The following is a 23,945-nucleotide window of genomic DNA, read 5'->3' on the forward strand; positions in this document are numbered from 1 at the left end:
AAACAGCGTGGTATAAGGTGAAAGGGCGTGAAGGAATGGGAAAGGCAGGAGTGGAGGATGTGTACCGCCTGCACGTCAATGACATATACCGCTACCTCCGCAAGCTCACCGGCGACACAGGCTGGGCGGAGGACCTGACGCAGGAGACCTTTTTCCGTGCCTTCCAGCACCTGGATACCTATCGGGGAGAAAAAGTGCGCCCCTGGCTGTTCAAGGTAGCGTACCACGCGTTTATCGACTGGCACCGCAAACAGAAGCGCAGACCTGTTCACCTGATCGAGACTCTTCCCGAACAGGCGGACCAGGGGGCAGTCAGTCCGGAAGCCGCGGCGATGGCCAAAGAGACGGCAGCCCTTGTACAGGCTGCTCTTCGGGAACTGCCGGAAAAACAGCGACAGGTGCTGCTGCTTTATGCAGGCAAGCTCAGCTATGCGGAAATAGCCGACATTCTCGGAATCGGGGTGGCCGATGTGAAGCGGTCGCTCTACCGGGGGCGTCTCAAGATGCGAAAATGGTGGGGGGATTGCCAACATGGCGGATACGGACAAGGTGAATGATGCGAAACAGGCAAGCAAGGAGCGCGATCAGCTTCTCCTCGCTTATCTGCGGGGGGAACTGGGCGACGAGGAGACAGCGGGATTGCGCCAGCGTCTCGCAGACGACCCGGAATACGCGGAGCGACTGGAGGAGCTTTTGCTCGGGGAAGAGCTGACCCAGGCAGATTCAGAAGAAAAGGCCGCGGATTTTTTGCCGGAGGAGAAGCAGCGCGCCATCATCCGCTGGGGAAAGTGGAAGAGTAGGCTGTCCAACGCTGCTTATACGGTAGGGATTTCACTGCTGATCGGTTTTGTCCTGTTGTACGTAAACTATTGGATCGGTCAGTCTTTGTACGAGGAAACATTTCGGGTGTCCAAGGATTTGGTGAATTTTACCCAGCCGGGAATCGAGGTGGGAGGCAGCAGTTCAAGCGTAGGCCTGTTCTATGGCAACATCCGGATGGAGATGCGTGAAAAGGTGGGAGCCGCCTCTCAGCATACAGGGTATTTTGAGACGTCCAATATCTTTTCCCTGATCTCTTCCAGACCCTCATGGAATGACGGCGTTCGGCAGAAAAACCTGTTTTTTCTGTTCCCGCTTCAGGCAAAGCTGCAGGAGGATACCTCGTTCAGAAGCGACCCGGCGTGGAAGACGCTTGAAATGCTGCCGGAGGGGACGGTGTCGCAGCTGGCGATTTCCTTCAATCGGTTTATGAGCCTGGAGGAGCTTTACGCGTTCCTGTCTCCGTACGATTTGGACCTTACCTGGCAGGCTGTCGATACCGGACAGGAGGCACGGGATGAAGACGCCAGAGACGGCGTGGTGCTGCTTTCGGCCGGGGACGTCTGGGGATTCTCCGAATATGCGCTGGATTACGGACCGGGACCGATTCAAGTAAACGGCGAAGTGGATCGCCGCACCCGGGCGTACGTGGAGGAAATGAAATATCTTGCAGGACAGGAGCGGCTGAGCAAGGCCATCGGAAAAAGCCTGATCTACAGCAGATCCGGGGTGAAGATCGAAGAGCGCTATCAGTACCTGGAAAAAAACGGCATCAGGACGTACGGGATCGTCGTGACCGGACCGACCAAAGAACTGCTCAAGCTAAAGCAGGAAGCTGTCATCACGGCCGCATTCGTCGGGCAAATCGACTGGTGGAACTGGGATCGTCCAAGTGCATCGGGTGAACAAAGCAGCAGATAGGACTGGAAGCGCCCGCTTTCTTGCAAAAAACAAAAGAGTGTTGACAGCGCGACATAGGCGCGTGTATGATTCAAACTAATCAAAACAGCATACGTTGGATACCTTATCCAGAGAAGGTGGAGGGACTGGCCCGATGATACCCGGCAACCGACACAGCGCTTGCCTGTCAGCTTGACTGACAGTTCGGCAAAAGCGATGTGCACGGTGCTAATTCCTGCAGAAGCAAAAGTATTCTGGAAGATAAGGGGGAGACGACACGCCTAACGCGTACGTATACGACCTCTTTTCTTCGGGAAAAGAGGTCTTTTTGCATGTCTGGCTATCAAAAACGGCTTGATCGGCGGCGCAGTCGGCAAGGCGCCGCACGGTCCCTGCCCTGCTGAAAACGGCCAAGAAAAGCCGCTGGAAATATCGAATTGACGACGTGAGGGGAGAAACGAGTTATGGCTTATCGTGCGTTGACTGAACAAGAAGCAGTACAGTATGTAAAAGAGCTGCCCGGCCTGTTTGCGGAAGGGGCTGTCCTGTCCTCCCGCGAGATTGGCGACGGCAACCTGAATCTTGTCTTTCACATCCGCGATGAAGCGAGAGGGAAAAGCGTGATCGTGAAGCAGGCTCTGCCTTATGCCCGTGTCGTGGGCGAGTCGTGGCCGTTGACACTGGACCGCGCCCGCATCGAGAGCGAAGCCCTGCGCATCCAGTACAAATACGTTCCGGATCTCGTCCCGCAGGTGTACCGCTACGATCAAGAGCTGGCCTTGACGGTAATGGAGGATCTCAGCGATCATATCCTGATGCGCAAAGGCCTGATCGAAGGGCGGCGCTATCCAAGCTTCGCGAAGCAAATCGGACGTTTTATGGCCCATACGCTCTTCTACACCTCTGATCTGGGAGCGCATCCCTATGAGAAAAAAACGCTTGTCGGAACATTCGTGAATCCTGAATTATGCAAAATTACGGAAGACTTGGTGTTTACCGATCCGTATGAAAATGCTCCGACCAACAACTTCAACCCGCTGATTCGGCGGGAAGTGGAGGAAATCTGGAAAAACAAGCCGCTCAAGCTGGAAATCGCCAAGCTGAAGTACGATTTCCTCACCCGTGCCGAGGCGCTGCTGCATGGCGATCTTCACACGGGGAGCATTTTCGTCACCGAGACCTCGACGAAGGTCATCGATCCGGAATTCGCCTACTACGGCCCGATCGGCTTTGACATTGGCGCGGTGATCGCCAATCTGCTCCTCAATTACGCCGGCCAGCACGGTCTGGAGCAGGATGAAGGAAAGCGGGAGTCCTATCGCGAATACTTGCTGACAACTGTAGAAGACGTCTGGAACGAGTTTGTCTCCCAGTTCGTCCAGCTGTGGCACAAGCAGGCGAAAGAGCGCAGCGCACATGTGGAAGGACTCTGGCAGAGCTATGTGAAGCGGTTGATTCAAGATACGGCCGGGTTTGCAGGCTGTAAAATTCTGCGCCGCGTGATCGGGCTTGCCGGTGTCGCCGATCTGAACAGCATCAGCGACGAAAAAACCCGTGCGGAAGCGGAGCGGCTGGCACTGCTGATCGGTCAGGAGCTGATCCTGAAGCGGGGCGGCATCGAAGAATCGACCGACATCACAGACATCGTACGCAATGCGACGACAAGATTTGATCAGGAGGCAGCAGCGGTATGACCACAACTCATGAAGCATTCGCACCGGTCAAGTGGGAGAAGGACTCACTCCTTTTGCTCGACCAGACGCGTTTGCCCGTAGAAACCGTATTTCTATCCCTGAACACGTCCGAGGAAGTATGGGCGGCGATCCGCCACCTGCAGGTACGGGGAGCCCCTGCGATCGGGATGGCTGCTGCGTACGGCCTTTACCTCGGCGTGCGGAACAGTGAAGCAGCGGATTCGGCAGCTTTCAGGAATCAGCTCATCGAGCAGGCCGACTACCTGGCGACAGCTCGCCCGACTGCGGTGAACCTGTTCTGGGCGCTTGATCGCATCAAAGCCCGCGTCCGGCAGGAGGGAGAAAAACCGGTAGACGCGTTGAAGGCGGCAGTATTGGACGAAGCTCTCGCGATTCAGCGCGAAGATGCGGAAGTATGCCGGACAATCGGCGAACACCTCCTCAGCTTGCTGCAGGACGGGATGGGCATCCTGACCCACTGCAATCCGGGAGCGCTGGCGACAGCCGCCTACGGAACGGCGACAGCTCCGCTCTACCTGGCAAAGGAACGCGGATGGAACCTGAAGGTGTACGCGGACGAAACGAGACCGGTGCTGCAGGGAGCGAGACTGACGGCATACGAGCTGCAGCAGGCGGGAATCGACGTCACGCTGATCTGCGACAATATGGCGGCCATGGTGATGGCGCAGGGAAAAGTGCAGGCTGTCATCGTCGGGACCGACCGGGTGGCGGCAAACGGCGACGTCGCCAATAAAATCGGAACGTACGGCGTTGCCGTGCTGGCGAAAGCCCATGGAATCCCGTTTTACGTGGCCGCGCCGCTGTCATCCATCGATCTGGAGACGCCGACGGGAGCGGACATTCCGATCGAAGAGCGCCCGGCTGAAGAAATCACGCACGGCTTGGGCAAGCAGGTGGCGCCGGACGGCATCAAGGTGTACAACCCGGCGTTTGACGTAACGCCAGCCCGGTATATCACCGCCATCGTCACCGAAACCGGGATTTTCAAGCCGGAAGACATCCGTGATTCCAAGCAATAAGTGTATTCATTATCCAAATAAAGCGCCCTCGGGCGCTCTTTTCACTTTGGAAGAGGGGGAGAGATGGCATGAAAGTAATCCCGATGACACAACATGCGGCGTTAAAGCGTCTGGAACTCGAAGACGCCGATGAAATGTTTTGGCTGACCGACACGAATCGCCTCCATCTGCGAGAATGGCTCCCGTGGCTGGATATCGTCACAAACGTGGCGGATACGAGACGGTTCATCTCCGCCACGTTGGATCAGGACTGCCGCAGGCAAGGCACCCATTTCGGGATCTGGTACAACGGACGGCTTGCGGGAACAGTAGGCGTCCACAATATCGACTGGTCAAACAGAAAAACGTCTATCGGATATTGGCTGGGGGTCCAGTACACCGGGCATGGTCTGATGACGGCGGCCGTCTCGGCTTATCTGGATCACTTGATTTTTGGCGAGTGGGACTTGCAAAGGGTCGCCATTCAAGCCGCCACAGAGAACAAAAAGAGCAGAGCGATTCCGGAACGCCTCGGGTTCAGGCTGGAGGGAATTCTGCGAAGCAATGAATTTCTTTACGATCATTACGTGGATCACGCCGTATACGGCATGCTTGCCTCGGAGTGGCGCTGAATCCTTCAAGTTTTTTGCAGTCGGTAGAAAAAGCTGGATTGACAAGAAATTTTGCGTAAACTACCATGAAGATATTGGAAAAGGGATGGCGTACAGCGCATCCCTTTCTTTTGGTCGACAGGGTCAAAGTCGTCCCAGAAGATGACCGGATGAAGGAGGCTCCGCCACAGCCATGGCGGAGCCAAGTTTTCTAATAGGATAAGGAAGGAGGGACAGACGGCGTGGATATTTTACGGCAATTGTCCTGGTTTTTCAGAAAATATTGGAAACGGTATACAGTAGGGATTGCCTTTCTTTTTTTGATCGATCTGCTCATGCTCTGGCCTCCCCGGCTGATTGGGCAAACGGTGGATCAAATCCGCAATGGATCGCTGACGACATCCGCATTGGTGACGACAATTGTCACGCTGCTTTTGATCGGCCTGACGCTGTACGGGCTTCGTTTCTTCTGGCGGTATTTGCTGTTCGGCGGGTCGCTGATGCTGGAGCGGACGCTTCGAGAGCGGCTGTTCGGCCATTTGACCCGAATGTCGCCATCCTTTTACTCGCGCCGTCGTTCCGGCGATTTGATGGCGCTGGCCACCAACGACATTCCCGCGATCGAACAGACAGCAGGGATGGGGGTACTGACGCTAGTCGATTCTCTCTTTGCCACACTGTTGACTTTGGCTGTCATGATGGTGGCGATCGACTGGAAGCTGACGCTGGCTGCTCTCATCCCGATGCCGTTTTTGGCCTGGGCCACCGCCTATTACGGCAAGCTTCTGCACGACCGGTTTTACCTTGCCCAGGAAGCGTTTGGCGAGATGAACGACCATGTGCAGCAATCTGTCTCGGGTGTCCGCGTGCTGCGGGCGTTTGTACAGGAAAAGGAGGATGTGGAGGCGTTTCGCCGGGTCAGCGAGAAAACGATGGAGCGAAATATCAGCGTCTCCCGGATCGACGCCCTGTTCGAACCGACGATCGGCATTATCATCGGCTTCAGCTTTCTGATCGGGCTTGGCTACGGCACCTACCTCGTCTTTTCCAGCGCGATTTCCCTGGGCGATCTGGTCGCGTTCAACCTCTACCTCGGGCTGCTCATCTGGCCGATGTTTGCCTTTGGCTGGCTGATGAACATTCTCCAGCGGGGGAGCGCTTCCCAAAAGCGTTTGTCGGAATTGTTCGCCGAGCGGCCGGACGTGGTGGACAACGAAACTGTGATAGAGGACGTTCCGCACAATACTGTGGAGGCGAGAGGTTTTACTTTCCGCTATCCGCAGGCGGAAAAGGACGCCTTGTCGGATATAAGCTTCATGCTGCACGAAGGGGAGACTCTGGGGATTGTGGGCAGGACGGGAAGCGGGAAGTCAACGCTTTGCCGGACTCTTTTGCACCAGTACCCGGTAGAAGCGAACGCCCTGTTTGTCGGAGGAAAGCCGGTAGAACGGATTTCGTTGTCTGCCCTGCGGGGGAAAATCGCCTACGTTCCCCAGGAGCATCTGCTGTTTTCCCGTACGATCGAGGCGAACGTCGCTTTCGGTTCGCCTGAGGCGACCACCGAGGAAGTGTGGCATGCACTCTCCCTGGCCGAAATGAAAGGCGATGTGGCGCAATTTGCGGAGGGGCTTGGAACGATGGTCGGGGAAAAGGGGGTCACCCTCTCAGGCGGCCAGAAGCAGCGTATTTCCATTGCCCGCGCCCTGCTGAGGAACGCCGACATCCTTATTCTGGACGACTGTCTGTCCGCTGTGGATGCGAGGACGGAGGAAAGCATTCTTCACCATCTGCGCGATGAACGCAAAGGAAAGACGACGATCATCACCGCCCACCGGCTCTCCGCTGTCCAGCACGCCCGGTTGATTCTGGTGCTGGATGAGGGCAGGATCGTGGAGCGGGGAACGCATGATGAATTGATGGCGCAAAACGGCTGGTACGCGGAGCAGTATCGCAGGCAGCAGATGGAACAAGATGTGGCGGGTTAAGGCTAGAGAGGGGATCGTGTAATGAACGGCAAACAAGTATGGAAGCGGCTGGTGGAGTTCGCCATGCCGTTTCGCAAACAGATCGCAGGGGCCCTGCTGCTCCTCCTGCTCGGCACCGCCGCGGAACTGGCCGGCCCCTTTTTGGCAAAAGTGATGATCGACAATCACATTCTGGCGGTTCAGAAGACGTGGTATCGCTTTGACAAGGAACCGCTTACCGTCGAAGGAAATCAGATCGCCATCCGGCTGGGGGACGAGTATTTTGTCCGGGAGGATTGGCTGCCGTCCTTGCCGCCGGACGATGCACAAAAGGCAAGCACAGCACAGGTCGTAACCGAGGGAACGACCTACTATATGCTGGACCGTGAACTGTCCGAAGACGGGGAGCCGAAGCTTCAGCCGCTGCCGGCTGTCGAGGGAAGGGAGCGGGTCGAGGCGACGCTCGTTCGCTCGGGGCAGACGGTTGACCAGGCGGAGGGAATCCGTCTGACCGCGGACGAGGTGAAGGCGCTGTACAGCAGGGAGATTCCGCCGATTCTGCTGCTGGCCGGCGGCTACGCCTTGCTGATCCTGGTCAGCGCGGCATGCAACTACACGCAAATCCTGACGCTGCAAATAACGGCGCAGCGCATCATCCAGCGCATGCGGATGATTTTGTTCACCCACCTGCAGAAGCTGCCGGTGTCGTTTTTTGACAAGACACCGGTCGGGCAGATCGTCTCCCGTGTTAGCAACGATACAGAGGCAATTCGCGAACTGTATGTCAGCGTTCTGGCTACTTTTGTACAGAACGGGGTATACCTCATAGGTATTTTAATTGCGCTTTTTGTCCTTCAGCCGCAGCTTGCCCTGTTTTGCTTTTTAAGTGTGCCGTTGATCATCGCGCTCGTCATTGTTTATCATCGCTTCAGCTCCCGCTATTATGCCGTCATCCGCAGCAGGCTGAGCGATATGAACGCCACGATCAACGAGATGATTCAAAACATGACGATCGTCCAGGCGTTTCGCCGAGAGTCGGGGGTTCAAGAGGAGTTTGCCAAGGTAAACGAAGAGTACTTTCGGGTTCGCTTAAAGGAGAACAACCTGGAGTGGCTTTTGCTCAGACCGGCCGTTGATCTGATCTGGAAAATATCTCTCACGGTGATCGTCTGGTACTTCGGCTCGACTTCGTTTCACAGCGCCATTTCGTTCGGTGCGCTGTTTGCCTTCGTCGATTACATGGGACGCTTTTTCGAGCCGATCAGCATGATTATGAACCGTCTTTCGCAATTGCAGCAGGCTGCCATCTCCTCGCAGCGCGTGTTTGACATTCTCGACACGCCGGCTGAGGAGGAGAAGGGAGGCAAGGCCATCGAGCGTCCTCGCGGAGAGGTTGTCTTTGACCGCGTTTCTTTTGCCTATCAGGCCGATCAGTACGTCTTGAAGAATGTATCCTACACGGCCAAGCCGGGCCAGACGGTAGCGCTGGTCGGCCACACCGGGTCGGGAAAAAGCTCGCTGATGAATTTGTTGCTCGGCTTTTATCCGGTTACGAAAGGGCGCATCCTGATCGACGGCATGGACATGAGCAAGATGGATACGCGGACGCTTCGCCGCCATGTGGGGCTGGTGCTGCAGGACCCGTTTTTGTTTACGGGCAGTGTCGGATTCAATATTCGCTTGTATAATGACAAGCTTACAAATGACGACGTAAAACAGGCGGCGCAGGCAGTCAGGGCAGATGAGTTTATTCGCCATTTCCCCGAAGGTTATGAAGAACCGGTCGTGGAGCGGGGGATGACCTTGTCTGCCGGACAGCGGCAGTTGATTTCATTTTCCCGGGCTCTCGCAGCTGATCCGGCTATTTTGATCCTGGACGAAGCGACAGCGAGCATCGACAGCGAGACAGAGTCGGCAATCCAGGAGGCGCTGCACGTGCTTTCTGCGGGGCGCACGACTTTTATCATCGCACACCGCCTGTCTACGATTCAGCATGCCGACCAGATTCTCGTTTTGTCACGCGGCGAAGTTGTCGAGCGGGGCACGCATGACGAGCTGATGGCGCAGCATGGCCTATATCAAAAAATGTACCAGCTACAGCAGGGGCAAATCTCTGCTACAGTAGAACAATAGCGATTGATCTTGACCTTGCCGCCGGGTGAGGGGAGATTTTGAATAGAGAGAGTGAGTGCAAGAGAGGAGTACACATACATCATGTCTTCAACACGTTTTACCTTTTGGGTGCTGATATTGGTCGTGGTCATTGCGGGAGCCAGCCAGGGGCTGACGATTCCGCTTTTGGCCGTGATGCTGGAGCAGCAGGGAGTTTCATCTGTCGCCAACGGATTGAATGCGGCCGCCTTGTACATCGGCATACTGCTTGTTTCTCCCTGGCTGGAAATCCCGCTGCGCCGGATCGGATACCGGTCGACGATTTTTTGCGGACTTTTGATGGTGACCGCAGCGACTGTTTTGATTCCGGTGTTTTCCCATCTGGCGGTATGGTTCATGCTCCGCATGCTGATGGGAATTGGCGATTCCGGGCTCCATTACGCCAGTCAAATGTGGGTGACCAAGATCGCCGCTCCGGAGAGGCGGGGACGGGATCTGTCGCTCTACGGTCTGGCCTACGGCATCGGATTCAGCATGGGGCCGCTGGGGATCAACCTGCTTCCGATAGGATTTTGGGCGCCGTTTGCCGCACTGACCGTGTTGTATGCGGCAGCGTTTATTCTTCTGGCGCGCATTCGCAATGATTTCCCCGAAGAAATCAAGGCAGCTGAAACCGGTGTGAAAAAACAGAACAGATACACGACTGTATTTCGGTTAAGCTGGCTGGCGCTGATCCCGTCGTTTTTGTACGGATTTATGGAAACGTCTTTAAACGGAAGTTTTCCGGTTTACGCTTTGCGTACCGGCATTTCCATCGAGTGGGTATCGGTTATCCTGCCATCCTTTGTAGTGGGCAGCATCATATTGCAAATTCCGTTGGGCGCTTTAAGTGACCGGATCGGCCGGAAACGGGTCATGTTTGCCTGTGCGCTCGTCGGAGCCGTGGCTTTCATCCTGTTCCCGCTCAGCGGCGACAACGTCTGGATGATGATGTTCCTGCTGGCGATTGCGGGTGCGGCGGTGGGTTCCTTCTACTCGCTCGGCCTGGCGTTTGCGACCGATATTTTGCCAGGTGCGATGGTCCCTACGGCAGGCATCATCGCCAGCATGAATTTCGGCGTCGCCAGCATTCTGGCTCCCAATGTAAACGGACTCTTGATCCAGGTCTGGGACCCGCGAAGCATTTTCTGGCTGATGGGGCTTCTGCTGTTCGGGTTTGCGGCTGCATGCCTGTTTTTCCGCACGACCCGTTCCGCGCAGGAGACGGCGGTGGCGTCCTAAGCATAAAAATGAGAAGAGAGGGGAAGCGTAGGGATACAGTCATCTTTCTCAGAAAGGGGTTTGCCTGATGATGACGCCCTGTGTTTTCAAACGGGGAATGATCTGGATTCTGTTTTTTGTCATCAGTCTGATCGTGATCCCGTTCTTTTCCGATGAAACGCCAACGAGGCCCGCTCCATCGGTGAACAATGCAACCAGGTAATATCCAGTAAAAAGACTCGTCTTTGAACAAACAAAGGCGAGTCTTTTCGTTTTGCCTGCCATTACGTCCGTCTGTTGTCGCGGATCACGTACGTCTTGGCGATAAGATCGTGCCAGGCTTGCTTTTTCTGGTTCCACCCCGCCCACATATACCCCAGCCCCAGAGGAAGGGCAGAGAGAAATTTGCCGATGACCTCTCGCAGCAATACCTGCCCCAGCGTCAACTGGCTGCGATGCTGACGGGCGTTGACCACCCGGATGCCGGCGATGAGCTTTCCAAGTGTCTGTCCCGTCCACCAGGTAAGCAGGATGGCATAGGCGAAGTCGAAGGCGATTTCCAGGAAATCGACGAAAGAAAAGACGTCCAGCCCGACCGCGAAGGCACGGCGCAGCGGGTTGAACAACAAAAAGCTGATCCCGGTGAGAAAGAGCACGTCCAGCAGCGTCGCGCCGACGCGAATCCAAAAGCCGGCAAACGCATAGGAGACCTCCTGGGAGGCATCCTCGCCGCCGGATGGCTCTGCTCCTGCGAAGCCTTGGACAAGAGCGGTCCGCGCGGCAGTGTCAGCGGAAAGCAGGGATTCGGGAAAATCAGGTTCAGACGATTGGTCTTGCATAGTGGAACACCTCCAAAAATATGGCTATGGCATGAACTGGTACAGGAGCCTGGGGGTCGAGCCTTGCTGCAGAATGCGCTCAAGGCCAAGCGGATCAGGATTGGACCAGTGGCGCTGCATGCGGAATAACAGGTTGCCGAGCGAAACGTTTTCGGTAAAGCGAACGATTTGCGCTTCCGGCAGGCCGGTCAGGGTCAAAGCATAGCGGGTCGCATCCTCCAGATCGCCAAAGCGGTCTACAAGTCCCAGGCGTTTCGCCTGTTCGCCCGAGTATATCCGTCCGTCGGCTATTTGCAAGACGCGCTCACGGGGAAGACTTCTGCCCTTTACGATCACGTCTACAAAGCGGTCGTAGCTTTGGTTGACCAGCGTTTGGAAAATTTGCCGCTCGGGCTCTGTGAGCGGACGGGCGGGACTGCCGATATCCTTGAAGCGTCCGCTTTTGATCGCGTACTCCTGAATTCCCAGCTTGTGAATGGCATTGCTGTAGTTGGTCAAGGAAAAGATAACTCCCAGACTGCCGGTCAGCGTATTGGGATTGGCGAAAATGGCGTCTCCCGCTGTCGCCAGATAGTAGCCGCCCGATGCCGCCGTCGAGCCCATGCTGACGACCAGCGGGATTTGGCGAAGCTCTTTGAGCCGCAGCAGGCGGCGGTGCAATTCATCCGTAGCGACTACCTCTCCGCCAGGGCTCTCGATGCGCAGCACGACGGCCTTTATTTGATCGTCTTCCTCGATGCGTCTGATTTGTTCGGCCAACAAGTCAGCCATCGTGGTGACAGATGCGGCTGAACGCTCGCTGGTGATCATGCCATTGACGTAAAGCTGCACGATTTTGGCGGGGCCGGAACCGGAGACGACGTGTTCGTCCCAGGAAAATTCGGGATGGTCGGTCAGATTGCGCACGCCTCCGTAGATGCTTTCGACGCCCAAGCCAAGGACAAATACGGCCAGTACCAGGAAGAGTGCCGTCCATCTTTTACGGTTCATGGAAAACCACCTCAGATGTAGCATTTGCTCTTCCCTCTCCGGTTACGCATGCAAGCAAATTTACAAACTCATGCAATTTTCTAAATATTGCGGTACAATTGGTGCATCATGCATAACACGAGAGAATACGCGGGGGGTACGAAACGTGATCATCCAAGTGACGGATTTGAGGAAAAATTACGGCAGCCTGCAGGTGCTAAAAGGGATAACGACACAAGTAGCGGAACGCGAAGTGGTATGCGTAATCGGCCCGTCCGGTTCGGGAAAAAGCACGTTTCTGCGATGTCTGAATCAATTGGAAGAGATGACGGGCGGGCGAATCGTGATCGACGGCCATGACCTGTCCGATCCGAAAGTGGACATCAACAAGGTGCGTGAAGAGGTCGGGATGGTGTTCCAACGCTTCAATCTGTTTCCGCACAAAACGGTTCTCGAAAACGTCACGCTCGCGCCGATCAAGGTAAAAAAGCTGTCTCCCGAGGAAGTGAGAGTGCAGGGGCTGGCGCTATTGAAAAAAGTGGGGCTTGAGGAAAAGGCCGACGTATATCCGGACCGCCTTTCCGGAGGCCAGATGCAGCGGGTGGCGATTGCCAGAGCGTTGGCGATGAACCCGAAGGTCATGCTGTTTGACGAGCCGACGTCGGCGCTTGACCCGGAGTTGGTCGGGGAGGTCCTGGCCGTGATGAAGAATCTTGCCAAAGAAGGCATGACCATGATCGTTGTCACCCACGAGATGGGCTTTGCACGGGAAGTGAGCGATCGGATTATTTTCATGGATCAAGGCGTCATCATGGAGGAAGGGTCTCCCCAGGCTCTGTTGACCGATCCGAAAAACGAGCGGCTGCGCGCATTTTTGCGCAAGACATCGGCGTAGTCCGCCCAGCCGCAGCGATACGATGACAGCCCCCGTCACGAGGGGGCCTTTTTCGTATTTCGCTTGCTCCCTTTCACATCGAGCAATTGGCTGACCGTGACGAACCGATACCCCTGGGCCCGAAGATCCGTGATCAGCTGCTGCAGTGCCGCGATCGTTTCCCGTTGGTTCAGCCCGCCGTCGTGGAACAGGATAATGTCTCCGGGAGCGACACCGTTTTTGACGCTCCGGGTGATGTGGGAAGCAGTTCGGGCCAAAGACCAGTCGCGCGGGTCGATCGACCAGTGAATGATGTCGTAGCCGCAGGACTGGACCGCATTCATCACATCGTGCGTCAGGACTCCCCCCGGCGGCCGGTAATACTGGGCAAGCACGCCAGTGGAGCGGAGGATCGATTTTTCTCCCAGCTTGATTTCATCGTAGATTTCCTGCTCCGTCAATTTGTTCAAGTCGCCGTGATGATAGCCGTGATTGCCGATTTCGTGCCCTGCTTTCTTGATCCACTTCACAATGCCCGGATACTTGTCGACTTGAGAGCCGAGCACAAAAAAGGTGGCGGGAACCTTGTTGCGGTGCAGAACCTCCAAAATGATAGGCGTGTACTTGGGATCAGGGCCGTCGTCGAAGGTAAGAGCGATCACTTTGTTGGTTGTGTCGATCCGGTGAATCGGCTCATAGGCAGGAAGAGGCCGGCTTGCCGCGTCTGTCGGCACCACCCCGCAAAGCAGCCAGGCGATGAATGACAGGAATAACGCTCGATAGCGCAGAAAAACCCCTCCTTCCACGTAACTATTTCTTAGCTTCACCCACAACCAGCAAATCATCCTGCCAAAAGAAAACAGCGATCAGCCCGCCCGCAGGATATGGTAAAATGAAAGAACTGTACATAGAGAGGAGAGAATACGGTGGAGCTCCGCGGTATTTTGCACGGGTTGACGCACCAGTATCACGGGAAGGATCAGCCTGTTGACTACTATTTGCAGCTAGGGGAAGAGAGACTGCCGCTAAACGAGCTGCTGGGCAGCGAAATCACGATCTCGTTTCTGGGCGAGAAAAACTGCATCGCCTGTGGACGCAAGACGAACAAAACCTTTAACAGCGGATATTGCTATCCTTGTTTTACCAAGCTTCCGGAAAACGATCTGTGCATCGTAAAGCCGCACGAGTGCCACTTTGACCAGGGAACCTGCCGGGATGCCAGCTTTGGAGAAGCGCATTGCATGATCCCGCACTACGTCTATCTGGCTGTCTCCAGCGACGTGAAGGTGGGACTGACGAGAAAAAACAATCAGCTGAAGCGCTGGGTCGATCAGGGGGCCATCCGCGCGATTCCGATCGCGGAGGTGCCGACACGCCGCATGGCGGGAGAGCTGGAGGTGCATCTCAGCCAGTTTTTGCCGGATAAGACAAACTGGAGAAAGATGCTCAAGGGCGATGTCCGCGAGGTTGACCTGCTCAGCCTGAGGGATGAGGTGTACGCTCATTTCCCTGAACCGTTCAAAGCCTTTCAATACCGCGAGGACGAGTGGGTGGACATTACGTACCCGATCCTGGAATCTTTGGACAAAATCAATTCGCTTACATTGGACAAGCAGGAGAGCGTCGGCGGCAAACTGATCGGCGTCAAGGCGCAGTACCTCATTTTCGAGAACGGCGTATTCCAGACGAGAAAGCATGCCGGCTATCAAGTGCAGGTCAGCGCGTCTGCATAAAGCCGCCGCTTTTCCTCCAGACTGAAACAAAAGGCTGGAGGAGGCGAATGGCATGACGCCTGAGCGCATTGAATACACGGAGCCGTTGACAGGCACCTTGGCAGAAGCGGCCGAGGCCAACCCGCTGGGCATACCTTACTCGCCGCTTGCCCGGATGTGGCAGGTAAACCCGCAGGCGGAAGCGGTTGCCGAAGAGCGGGAAACCGGCGATACGGCGGAAACAAAAACGGAATAAAAAACGTCTACAAAGAAAAGGCAGCCAGACGTGATCGGCTGCTTTTTCTCATCCATATAACATGTTGCAACGAAACCTGCTATAAAAGCGAAGGGATGGTCACTTCATGCGAACTTGGGCATTATCCGTGGCGACAGCTCTGCTGATCTGTGGAAGCGCTTGGGCCGGGTACACTGTCGGAATCGATGTGGAAGGCAAAATGAGCAAGGGACAGCTAGACAAGCTGACTGCGGAAAACGAGTCTTTGCGCATAAAGCTTCACGATCAGGAAGAATCAGCCTCAGCCTCCCCTCCGGCAAGCAGCGCTCAACCAGCAGCGGAGACGGTCGGCCAAAAAACAAAGGAACCTGCTTTCATTGACCACGACGCGGTCCTCGATGCTTTTCGGCGGACAGACGACAAGGGCGGAAGCTTTGAAATCACGGAAAGTGAGAAGCAGGAGCTGATGGCCGACCCGCGCAGCAGGGACTATAAATGGGTACTGCGTACATTTGTCGAGGAAAAGCTCGGAAAGAAGCTGAAAACCTTCCAGACGGCCAGCCAGACGGTAAACCCGCGTATCCTGCTCGTAACGACGACGGACGACACCGCGTACGAAATCGAAATGAAAAAATGGCCGGCTTACGACCAAATCTGGACCGTCGAGCGCTTTAACAGCATGTCCCCAAGGGATGTCGGCTCAGGCAGTCTGCTCTATCGGGTGGTGAAGCAGGAGGAAGTGCCGAAAAACGTGCAGGACTGGCTGGGGCCGCTTCTTGCCGCCCCGGACTGGAAGACGGAATACTTGCGGGATGGGGAGAAAACGTTTGTGCTCATCAAAACGTCTTCGTCGGCCACTGATTCGGTGGAAGTAGAGAATGTCGCCTTGTGGGTCGGGGAGGTTACGGTGACGTACCAGACATACGACTATGCAAACAGCGAAGACCGCTCGCTGGTCAACGATTACGTGCTGCTGGAAATCCCGTACAATGCGGCAGAAGGGGTTCGCTTTACAAAATCGTTGTCCATTTCCCGATAGGCATCTTTGTCCCATTTTCCGTATAGGAGACAGGTGTGCTTTGTCTTCCCGCCTCTATTCGGCAGCGAGCCTGTGTTTACCGGAGCGTAAGAAGTTGGATAAATGCGGGAACTGCGCTAAAATAAAGGAAAACGCAAGGGACAGACAGGCATTCGGTCTGCACTCCCAAGCAGCGTCGCAACGTGTTCGGGGAGTGCTGTACGGTCAAATTTGTTTCAATGAACCGCACTAACTGTCAGAGCGGCAATGGTTAGGAAGTTTTACGGGAAGAGACCGTTAAGGAAAGCGAGGATATTCTGCATGACAATCAAAGCGTATCTGTACGACAAATGCGGCACCTGCCGGAAAGCAAAGCAATGGCTGAACCAACATAATGTCGCCTTCGAGGAAATCCCGATCGTGGAAGCGCCTCCTTCGGAAGACGAGCTGCGCAGCATGTGGCAGGCGAGCGGACTTCCATTGAACAAGTTTTTCAATACGAGCGGCCAGTTTTACCGCGAGCTCAGCTTAAAGGACAAGCTGCCGACGATGACCGAGGACGAGATGCTGAAGCTGCTTGCCTCCAACGGAAAGCTGATAAAAAGGCCGCTGGTTTCTGACGGAAAAACGGTGACGGTCGGGTTCAAGGAAGAGGAGTACGAAAAGGCATGGGGGGGACGCTGAGGATGCGTACCCCTTCCAAGCGGCTTGAACAGCTTTCTTCGGCGATTTTTTCCGAATTGGCCGAGCGCAAAAAGGGAGTTGCCGAGCGGCGTCCGGTAATTGATCTGAGTATCGGCAGCCCTGATCAGCCGCCCGCACCGGAGCTGGTGGAGGTACTGGCTGAGGGGATCAGGGAGCCGGGCGCGTTCGGCTACCCGATGAGCGACGGAACAGAGGAGTTTCGCCTTGAGGTCGCCCGCTGGTACCAGTATCGCTTTGGCGTAGAGCTGGACCCTCGTTCGGAGGTTCACTCGCTGATGGGCTCTCAGGACGGCCTTGCCCATTTCGCCCTGGCCTGGTCCGATCCTGGCGACATCGTTCTGGTGCCCGACCCCGGTTACCCGATCTATGCCGGCGGCGTTCATCTGGCGGGTGCAGAGCCATACCCCGTGCCTCTGAAGGCGGAAAACGGTTTTTTACCCGATCTGAAAGCAATACCGGAAGAGGTAGCCAAACGCGCTCGCTTCATGATTCTGAACTATCCCAATAATCCGGTTTCGGCTGTCGCGACGCTCGCCTTCTTTGAAGAGGCGGTCGCGTTTGCCAAACGGCACGATGTGATTGTCGTGCACGATCTGGCTTATTCCGAGATGGCCTTTGACGGCTATCGGCCGCCCAGCTTTTTGCAGGCGGAGGGGGCCAAGGACGTCGGGATCGAATTTAATTCCTTTTCCAAAAGCTTCAACATGGCTGGCTGCCGCATCGCCTATGTCGTCGGGAATGCGGAGATCATCAGGCCGCTGGCGGTCGTCAAGTCGAATGTGGACTACGGCGTCTTCCTGCCGGTTCAGAAAATGGCTGCGGCTGCGATCCGGAACGATCGGGAAACGGGGGAGGACAACACGGCAGCTTCTATTTACCAGGAGCGGCGCGATGTCCTGATCGCAGCCTTGCGAGAAGCGGGCTGGTCCATCGAGCCGCCCAAGGCGACGATGTTCGTCTGGGCAAAAATTCCGCCTGGCTGGACCTCCCGCGAATTTGCTTTTGCGCTTTTGGAGGAGGCTGCGGTCGTGGTCGTCCCCGGCAGCGCTTTTGGCGAGCAGGGAGAGGGATACGTACGGATCGCGCTGGTGCAGCCGCCGGACCTGTTGCGGGAAGCGGCGAAGCGGGTCGCCGAAAGCGGCCTGCTGAACGGCAGAAGGTAGCAAAGGAGATGTATATCGTGCAGCAAAAGCGGAGAGGATACATCTGGCACCGCAAAAGCGACAATCAATTGAAAATCATTCCTACATTGTATTGACTATAAACAACAAGGTTGCTATGATGGAACTTGTAGGTGAAAAAACTTAATTCCAAGGAGGTTTTACATATGGCACAACGTCTTGTAGGTCTTCCAGCTCCTGATTTTACAATGGAAACAGCTCTGGGCAACGGTCAAGATTTCGGAAAGGTATCTCTCTCCGACTACCGCGGCAAATGGCTGGTACTGTTCTTCTATCCGCTCGATTTCACATTCGTTTGCCCGACTGAAATCATCGCTATGAGCGATTCCATCGAGGATTTCAAAGACCTGGATGCGGAAGTTCTCGGCGTATCGGTAGACTCCAAGCACTCCCACCGCGCATGGATCAACACTCCTCGCGACCAAAACGGTCTGGGCGGCCTGAACTACCCGCTCGCTTCCGACTTCCTGAAAACAACTGCTCGCGACTACGGTGTACTGGATGAAGAAGGCGGCGTAGCATTCCGCGGTCTGTTCATCATCGATCCGGAAGGCGTTCTGCGTTACCAAGTCGTAACCGACCTGAACATCGGCCGTTCCGTAGAAGAAACGCTGCGCGTTCTGCAAGCTCTGCAATCCGGCGGTCTCTGCCCGGCCAACTGGCGTCCAGGTCAAAGCCACCTGACTGCGAAGTAAGCACCCGCACCAAATTGCGATTGAACGGGGGCAGCCATATCGAGCATGCTCCTTTTGCGAAAAAGGGTCTAACACAATCAGCTGTTAGGCCCTTTTTTTCAACAGAAAGCCCAAAAGAGACGAGAAGATTGCTATCTTTCACGATCATGATCACTTGAAAGGAGTTGCTTTTGATGCGTTTACGCGAAGAATTGCCTGATTTTCCAGGGATTACGGAATGGGTGAACGGCCAAGTGAGCAAGGCTGATCTGGCGGGAAGTCCGGTGCTGATCCATTTTTGGTCCGTAAGCTGCTACATGTGCAAGGAATCCATGCCGCAAATCCTGGAGTGGCGCGACAAATACGCGGCCAACGGCTTGAAGGTCATCGGCATCCACATGCCTCGCTCGGAAGCGGACACGGATATTCAGAAAATCAAAGAAACGATCGCTGAACACAAGCTGACTCATCCGATCGCCATCGACAACGAAATGAAGACCGTGGACGCTTTCCAAAACGAATACGTCCCGGCTTTCTACCTGTTCGACGAAAACCTGCAGCTGCGCCACTTTCAGGCTGGCGAAAAAGGCTTGAACCTGGTGAAAAAACGTCTCCACCGAATTTTGGGGATTGAAGAGGATTCCTAAGCCCCATGTCCAATTAATATGGAGTACGTGATTGAACCTGATAGGAGGATACGTGAACGATGGAATTTCCTAAACATCTTCTTTACAGCGAAGAGCACGAGTGGGTTCGTGTAGAAGGAAACAAGGCGTATATCGGCATTACTTCTTTTGCTCAATCCGAGCTGGGCGACATCGTCTTTGTCGAACTGCCAGAGGTGGGCAGCACGATTACACAGGATGAACCTTTTGGCAGTGTGGAATCGGTAAAAACCGTTTCTGAACTGTATGCTCCTGTCAGCGGGAAGGTAGTAGAAGTAAACGGCGAGTTGGAAAACGCGCCGGAGCTGGTAAACTCTTCTCCGTATGAGCAAGCATGGATGATCGTCGTGGAGCTGTCTGACGAAAGCGAGCTCAAAAAGCTGATGGATGCGGACAAATACGAAGCGATGGTGCAAGAGTAAACAACAACTTAAAGTGTGTATCAAGCCAAAAGGCCAGGGACATATCCCCGGCCTTTTCCTGTTTGTATACATAAGAGCCCTTCTCCTAATCCGTTGTACCCACTAGATTTTCATGCTTTTGCTGGATGTAGCCTTTTCACCCAAATGCTACCATATGGAAAAAGAGGATAATCTTCCCGATTTACAGTTACGCCAGATGAATTAAAGACCATTCTTCAAAGTAAAGAAGTTGTTAACACACCAGTTTCACGAGTATTAAAAGCGGAAATAAAATTGCCGGATGGGACAACTCAATTACAGGCCAGATATGTCAGGGAAGTTACTTTAAACTCTGAGATAGGTATTGATAAGTTTAGTGGTTCTCCTACTAACATAATGAATGTTTTAACTGATAAGCATGGCAATCTAGTTACTGCTACTCCAGGGGTGATTAAATGAAACTAATAGGAAGTAAACAGGAACAGGAGTTCAGAAAAGAATTAGCTGCGTCCAATATTATTATGGCTCAAGGCGATAAAGAAAAAGCAATATTGAAGGAGTTAAGGAATACTTTTGGCGATATGAAAACTGCATATATTTTAAATTGGACACCAGAACAATGTGAGGATATATTCACTATCTTAATTGATCTTGATAAAATTGCTAAAGTTGAAATTAGTAGAATCAATCATTGTGAAGCCCCTATAATTGAAACTTATAATTTTAAGGAGTTCCAAAAAGGTCTAAGTAAAATATTTCAAATTAAATTAGCTGTTGCCATTTATTTGGCAAAAAAAGATCATCAAAACGGTTAGCAGGGTCTGTCAAGATTTTTGTGTAGACTTCGACAACCATTACTAGCATACAAAACCAAAAGGTCATGAGAGCATCTGCGCCTCTCATGACCTTCTTTGCAAACGGACATCTGCCAACCTATCCTAGTCACCAGCCCTACAACTTAAACGAACGAATCGAGTCATACAGCTCCGTTGCCATCCGGGCCAGCATCGCGGAAGCGGCGGAGATCTCCTGCATCGAAGCGTTCTGCTCTTCGGCAGCGGCGGCTACTGTCTGGGTGTTGCCGGAGGACTGCTCCGAGATCCTTGAGATTTCCTGGATGGCCTCAATCATCGTCTCCATCTGCTTGCCGATTTCCGCCATATAAGACGAGACTTCATCGGTCTGGCCAAACAGAACGCGGGTAGACTGTGAAATCTGTTCGAAGGCTTGTCCCGTGGTCCGCACATAGGTCATTCCTTCCTGCAAGACGTGAGAGCCGTTTTCCATGGCGGCGATGACGGCGGTCGTGTCGCTTTGAATGTCTGTCACGATGCGGTGGACCTGATCGGCAGAAGCCGCCGTCTGTTCCGCCAGCTTGCGGACCTCGTCGGCAACAACGGCAAATCCGCGGCCCTGTTCTCCTGCCCGGGCGGCTTCGATCGCGGCGTTGAGCGCAAGCAGGTTGGTCTGGGCGGCGATATCCGTGATCAAGGCGATCATTTGCCCGATTTCCTGGGAGCGTTGACCGAGAACGTTGACCACATCGGAAGTGCGGGCCATCTGCCCTTCGATCAGATGCATCTGCTCCACCGCTTTGCTCGCCATCTGATTTCCTTCGGCTGCCTGGTCCCGCACCGTGGAGGTAGATCCGGTGACTGTTTTTACGGCTTCCCCGATTTGCGAGATATGGGAAGCGATCTGCGTGACGATCTCCGTGCCCCGAGAGGTGGCTTCTGCTTGTTTATCCGCTCCGTAGGCGATATCCTGGACGGCTTCGGCGATCTGTTCGGTAGCCTGACTGGTCTGCTGGGCGCTGGCAGTCAGCTGCTCAGAGGTGGCTGCTACTTGCTCGGAGTGAAAACTGACACGCTGAAGGGTCTCGCGCAAGGTGGCGGTCATCTCATTAAACCGGTTTGCCATTTGTCCCAACTCGTCAGCCGTGTCCAATTGAATCGTCGCTGTGAAATCTCCTGAAGCCAAAGACTGCGAAAGTCTGTTCGTTTTGTCCAGCTGCCGGGCCAGATAGCGGCTGAAGAAATGAATGACCAACACCAGGACGAGAATTCCGGCGACGCTGGTTAAAGAAAGCTTCCAGAGAAGCGAGCGTACAGGTGACAACAGCTCCGAATCCGGCATCACGAGCGCCAATGTCCAGTCCGTCTGAGGGATCTCTTGAAAGTAGACCGTATTTTTGCCGTTTTGGTCTGAAAAGGCGGTTTTCCCTTGGGGGTCGTCCAGTAAAGTTCGGCCGATTGCCGCCAAAGAAGCGTTCTCGTCAGCAGCAATATTCGCTTTCAGCAGCTTGGAAGAATCGGGGAACGAAAGATAGGTGCCCCCGCTGTCGATTAAAAATGCCCAGCCTGTCTCTCCCACTTTTATCCCAGAGATCATTTTCTGGATGCTTCCCAGTTCAAGGTCATCGGTCGCGACGCCCATCAGCTTGCCGTTCTCATCGTGGAAAGGGGCTGTAACGGTAATCAGCGCGGCTTTCATCTTTTCATCGTAATACGGTCGCGAAAAGACGAAGGACTTATCTGCAGCTGCACCGTTCTTATACCATTCCTGATTGGTATAGCCGTAGCCCGGATCGTTGTATTCCTCGGTCATAGAGACGGAGTTTTGGGAGCGTTGTCCATATGTAGAGAAATATTGAATGGCAGGATCGTATCTGTACGGTTCCATAAAGATGCCCATCCCAAATGACGTTTCATGCAAAGGAACAGTCTTTTTAAGCAGAGCGTGCAGGTCTTGCAGCTTGTAGGAGGACGGAGAAATTTCAACGGTCTTTGCCAAAGCTTCGGTCACTTTCCCGTGCGATTCCAGCTGGCTTTCAATTCGCGCACTGACCATGCCCAGCTCTTGCCGCATCTTCTCTCCGATTTCTTCGGTTAAAAGGGAATGCGCGGTAAATGCGGAAACTCCCATTACGAGAGCCAACGTTCCAATGATCACTGGAAGCATGATCGTGAGGGTTCGAGTACGTATGCTTTTGAAACGAAACATGGTATCTCTCCTTCTACAAGGGTCGATATTCTATTCCCAATCTGTGGAAGGTTGAAACCCTTGAATCTATCGGACTATATAAAAATGGTAGTTTTGGACTATTACTGGTAAAATGTTCAAATTAGTCAGAAAACGATGGTCAATCCAGATATTTTTCGCTACAATAGAAATACGTTCCATCCTTTGCAAACTGGTATGATTTTCGACTAGAGACGATAGCTTCTTGTGCGCTACAATGTGATACAGACAAAAGGCCGCAAAAACTTTTTTTTGATAAAATTGCATGGGCGATTTTTTGCAAAAAAATAGAAATCAGATTGTGGTCGGGACTTTTGTCCCTCTTTTAAGCGAGGGAAATGGTCATATGTTTTGTTTGGCAAAAAGGAGGGAGAGGCATGAGTTTTTGCTGTGGTGCCGGAATGATAGGCTCAATAGGCTCGGTTCGTCATTACAAGACGCTGGTTCACAACGTGCCGATCATGTTTTGTCCGGTTTGTGATAGAATAGAGGTTCACCCTTCGATTGAGGGAGAATACGAAATCTTGGTCGAATACGCGCAAGGGGATCGGGCACCGGAAGTTGACTTTGCTGATTTCGTGAGTGTTGACAATACATCCGAGTTGTTTGAGAATTGTAGCATGACGGATGAAGCGGGCAGCTTCGCCGAGGTGCTGAAGCATCAGATTGATATCTCGCTTGATTTGCTGGGTGTCGCAAAAGAACTAAATGACGACGACTGGCGTGAAGCGCTGATGCTCAGGCTCAAACGACTTAGCGATCGTTTGAAGCAATACAACAGACGTAAGGAAATGTCAAAGCGCAGCGCGTGACCTGAGTTGACGTGGGAGGCAGTGTAAATGTTTCATTTGAAAGGCGTGCATCACATCGCGCTAAATTGTCAGGATGTGGTGAAGGTAGCTCGTTTTTTTAAGGATATTTTGGAAGTTCCCATCCCGGAAGAAGACATCGCAGAAGGAGCGCCTATCTACTTTCAAATTGGCACTTACACACGGATTGGCCTCCATGCCTATGAGGGCGAGGAAGGGAAAAACGGAGTCGGGCAAGTGGACCATATCGCTTTTTCTCTGACCAGCCGTGCTGAGTTGGACTACCTTGTTGACAAGCTGGAAGCGGAAAATATTTGCTATCGCGGACCGATTGCGCGTCCGACCAGCTTCAACCTTTACTTTGAAACGCCGGATGGACATCATTTGGAGGTCCGGCTGGATAAAGACGAGCTGGATGAATAGAGATACGGACAGACACCTTTGGGAGATGCTGCGGCGTCTG

25 protein-coding genes and 1 riboswitch are annotated in these 23,945 nt (G+C 53.9%); of the genes, 21 read left to right on the top strand and 4 right to left on the bottom strand.

The annotated features are described in order from the left end of the window. Positions 1–35: 35 nt before the first annotated feature. From Q3F21_RS16425 to Q3F21_RS16465, 9 genes are all read left to right on the top strand, one after another. On the top strand, positions 36–557 hold the full coding sequence (locus Q3F21_RS16425) for an RNA polymerase sigma factor (protein ID WP_340255137.1): 522 nt from the start codon (positions 36–38) through the stop codon (positions 555–557). After that, complete coding sequence (locus Q3F21_RS16430) at positions 532–1,740, top strand: anti-sigma factor (RefSeq protein WP_340255140.1); 1,209 nt, start codon at positions 532–534, stop codon at positions 1,738–1,740. Before Q3F21_RS16425 ends, Q3F21_RS16430 begins: the two co-directional genes overlap by 26 nt. A gap of 100 nt (positions 1,741–1,840) precedes the next feature. Further along, positions 1,841–1,987, top strand: a riboswitch (SAM riboswitch). Positions 1,988–2,183: 196 nt separating this feature from the next. Beyond that, positions 2,184–3,413 (top strand): S-methyl-5-thioribose kinase, encoded by a 1,230-nt coding sequence (gene mtnK, locus Q3F21_RS16435; RefSeq protein WP_340255143.1) that lies wholly within the window; start codon positions 2,184–2,186, stop codon positions 3,411–3,413. Beyond that, positions 3,410–4,453, top strand: a complete 1,044-nt coding sequence (mtnA, locus tag Q3F21_RS16440; protein ID WP_340255146.1) for an S-methyl-5-thioribose-1-phosphate isomerase — start codon at positions 3,410–3,412, stop codon at positions 4,451–4,453. The genes mtnK and mtnA overlap by 4 nt, the downstream gene beginning before the upstream one ends. A 68-nt stretch (positions 4,454–4,521) precedes the next feature. Next, on the top strand, positions 4,522–5,064 hold the full coding sequence (locus tag Q3F21_RS16445; protein WP_340255149.1) for a GNAT family N-acetyltransferase: 543 nt from the start codon (positions 4,522–4,524) through the stop codon (positions 5,062–5,064). A gap of 221 nt (positions 5,065–5,285) precedes the next feature. After that, the gene (locus tag Q3F21_RS16450) at positions 5,286–7,028 is read left to right on the top strand and encodes an ABC transporter ATP-binding protein (protein WP_340255152.1); all 1,743 of its coding nucleotides are present in this window, start codon (positions 5,286–5,288) and stop codon (positions 7,026–7,028) included. 21 nt (positions 7,029–7,049) lie between these two features. Further along, the gene (locus Q3F21_RS16455; RefSeq protein WP_340255155.1) at positions 7,050–9,140 is read left to right on the top strand and encodes an ABC transporter ATP-binding protein; all 2,091 of its coding nucleotides are present in this window, start codon (positions 7,050–7,052) and stop codon (positions 9,138–9,140) included. A gap of 81 nt (positions 9,141–9,221) precedes the next feature. Beyond that, entirely contained in the window at positions 9,222–10,400 is a 1,179-nt protein-coding gene (locus Q3F21_RS16460; RefSeq protein ID WP_340255158.1) for an MFS transporter, read from the top strand. A gap of 67 nt (positions 10,401–10,467) precedes the next feature. Continuing rightward, positions 10,468–10,602 (top strand): hypothetical protein, encoded by a 135-nt coding sequence (locus Q3F21_RS16465; protein WP_340255161.1) that lies wholly within the window; start codon positions 10,468–10,470, stop codon positions 10,600–10,602. A gap of 61 nt (positions 10,603–10,663) precedes the next feature. On the opposite strand, the gene Q3F21_RS16470 is transcribed toward Q3F21_RS16465, so the two are convergent. Both Q3F21_RS16470 and sppA read right to left on the bottom strand, forming a co-directional pair. Further along, positions 10,664–11,218 carry an RDD family protein gene (locus Q3F21_RS16470; protein WP_340255164.1) on the bottom strand — a complete coding sequence of 185 codons (555 nt, stop codon included), beginning with the start codon at positions 11,216–11,218 and terminating at the stop codon, positions 10,664–10,666. Between the two features lie 24 nt (positions 11,219–11,242). Continuing rightward, a complete protein-coding gene (gene sppA / locus Q3F21_RS16475) occupies positions 11,243–12,208 on the bottom strand; it encodes a signal peptide peptidase SppA (protein WP_340255167.1) in 966 nt (321 codons plus the stop codon). 145 nt (positions 12,209–12,353) lie between these two features. Here sppA and Q3F21_RS16480 point away from each other — a divergent pair, with 145 nt between their 5' ends. Continuing rightward, positions 12,354–13,082 (top strand): amino acid ABC transporter ATP-binding protein, encoded by a 729-nt coding sequence (locus tag Q3F21_RS16480; RefSeq protein WP_340255170.1) that lies wholly within the window; start codon positions 12,354–12,356, stop codon positions 13,080–13,082. 35 nt (positions 13,083–13,117) lie between these two features. Here Q3F21_RS16480 and Q3F21_RS16485 read toward each other — a convergent pair whose 3' ends face one another. Further along, entirely contained in the window at positions 13,118–13,810 is a 693-nt protein-coding gene (locus Q3F21_RS16485) for a polysaccharide deacetylase family protein (RefSeq protein WP_340255278.1), read from the bottom strand. 177 nt (positions 13,811–13,987) lie between these two features. On the opposite strand from Q3F21_RS16485, the gene Q3F21_RS16490 reads away from it, so the two are divergent. The 9 genes from Q3F21_RS16490 to Q3F21_RS16530 all read left to right on the top strand — a co-directional run bounded on the left by Q3F21_RS16490 (position 13,988) and on the right by Q3F21_RS16530 (position 20,467). Continuing rightward, positions 13,988–14,794, top strand: coding sequence for a DUF2797 domain-containing protein (locus Q3F21_RS16490; RefSeq protein WP_340255173.1), 807 nt, complete (start codon positions 13,988–13,990; stop codon positions 14,792–14,794). Between the two features lie 52 nt (positions 14,795–14,846). Then, positions 14,847–15,029 carry a hypothetical protein gene (locus tag Q3F21_RS16495; protein WP_340255176.1) on the top strand — a complete coding sequence of 61 codons (183 nt, stop codon included), beginning with the start codon at positions 14,847–14,849 and terminating at the stop codon, positions 15,027–15,029. 106 nt (positions 15,030–15,135) lie between these two features. Further along, positions 15,136–16,047: a hypothetical protein gene (locus Q3F21_RS16500; protein ID WP_340255179.1), complete on the top strand. Its 912-nt coding sequence runs from the start codon at positions 15,136–15,138 to the stop codon at positions 16,045–16,047. A 300-nt stretch (positions 16,048–16,347) separates the two neighbouring features. Continuing rightward, the gene (locus tag Q3F21_RS16505) at positions 16,348–16,710 is read left to right on the top strand and encodes a Spx/MgsR family RNA polymerase-binding regulatory protein (RefSeq protein ID WP_340255182.1); all 363 of its coding nucleotides are present in this window, start codon (positions 16,348–16,350) and stop codon (positions 16,708–16,710) included. Then, complete coding sequence (locus tag Q3F21_RS16510; RefSeq protein WP_340255185.1) at positions 16,695–17,894, top strand: aminotransferase class I/II-fold pyridoxal phosphate-dependent enzyme; 1,200 nt, start codon at positions 16,695–16,697, stop codon at positions 17,892–17,894. The genes Q3F21_RS16505 and Q3F21_RS16510 overlap by 16 nt, the downstream gene beginning before the upstream one ends. Before the next feature lie 164 nt (positions 17,895–18,058). Next, complete coding sequence (locus tag Q3F21_RS16515) at positions 18,059–18,607, top strand: peroxiredoxin (RefSeq protein WP_003391382.1); 549 nt, start codon at positions 18,059–18,061, stop codon at positions 18,605–18,607. Between the two features lie 173 nt (positions 18,608–18,780). After that, entirely contained in the window at positions 18,781–19,233 is a 453-nt protein-coding gene (locus Q3F21_RS16520) for a redoxin domain-containing protein (protein ID WP_340255189.1), read from the top strand. A 59-nt stretch (positions 19,234–19,292) separates the two neighbouring features. Further along, positions 19,293–19,673, top strand: coding sequence for a glycine cleavage system protein GcvH (gene gcvH, locus Q3F21_RS16525; protein ID WP_003391386.1), 381 nt, complete (start codon positions 19,293–19,295; stop codon positions 19,671–19,673). A 434-nt stretch (positions 19,674–20,107) separates the two neighbouring features. Further along, complete coding sequence (locus Q3F21_RS16530) at positions 20,108–20,467, top strand: hypothetical protein (RefSeq protein ID WP_340255193.1); 360 nt, start codon at positions 20,108–20,110, stop codon at positions 20,465–20,467. Between the two features lie 136 nt (positions 20,468–20,603). Here the strand turns inward: Q3F21_RS16530 and Q3F21_RS16535 are convergent, their stop codons facing one another. Then, on the bottom strand, positions 20,604–22,655 hold the full coding sequence (locus tag Q3F21_RS16535; protein WP_340255196.1) for a methyl-accepting chemotaxis protein: 2,052 nt from the start codon (positions 22,653–22,655) through the stop codon (positions 20,604–20,606). Between the two features lie 395 nt (positions 22,656–23,050). On the opposite strand from Q3F21_RS16535, the gene Q3F21_RS16540 reads away from it, so the two are divergent. Then, a complete protein-coding gene (locus Q3F21_RS16540) occupies positions 23,051–23,485 on the top strand; it encodes a hypothetical protein (protein ID WP_340255198.1) in 435 nt (144 codons plus the stop codon). Between the two features lie 27 nt (positions 23,486–23,512). Further along, complete coding sequence (locus Q3F21_RS16545; protein WP_340255201.1) at positions 23,513–23,905, top strand: VOC family protein; 393 nt, start codon at positions 23,513–23,515, stop codon at positions 23,903–23,905. The last annotated feature ends 40 nt before the right edge of the window (positions 23,906–23,945 follow it).

The sequence above is a fragment of the Brevibacillus borstelensis genome (genome assembly GCF_037834415.1).
GTDB lineage: Bacteria > Bacillota > Bacilli > Brevibacillales > Brevibacillaceae > Brevibacillus > Brevibacillus borstelensis_A.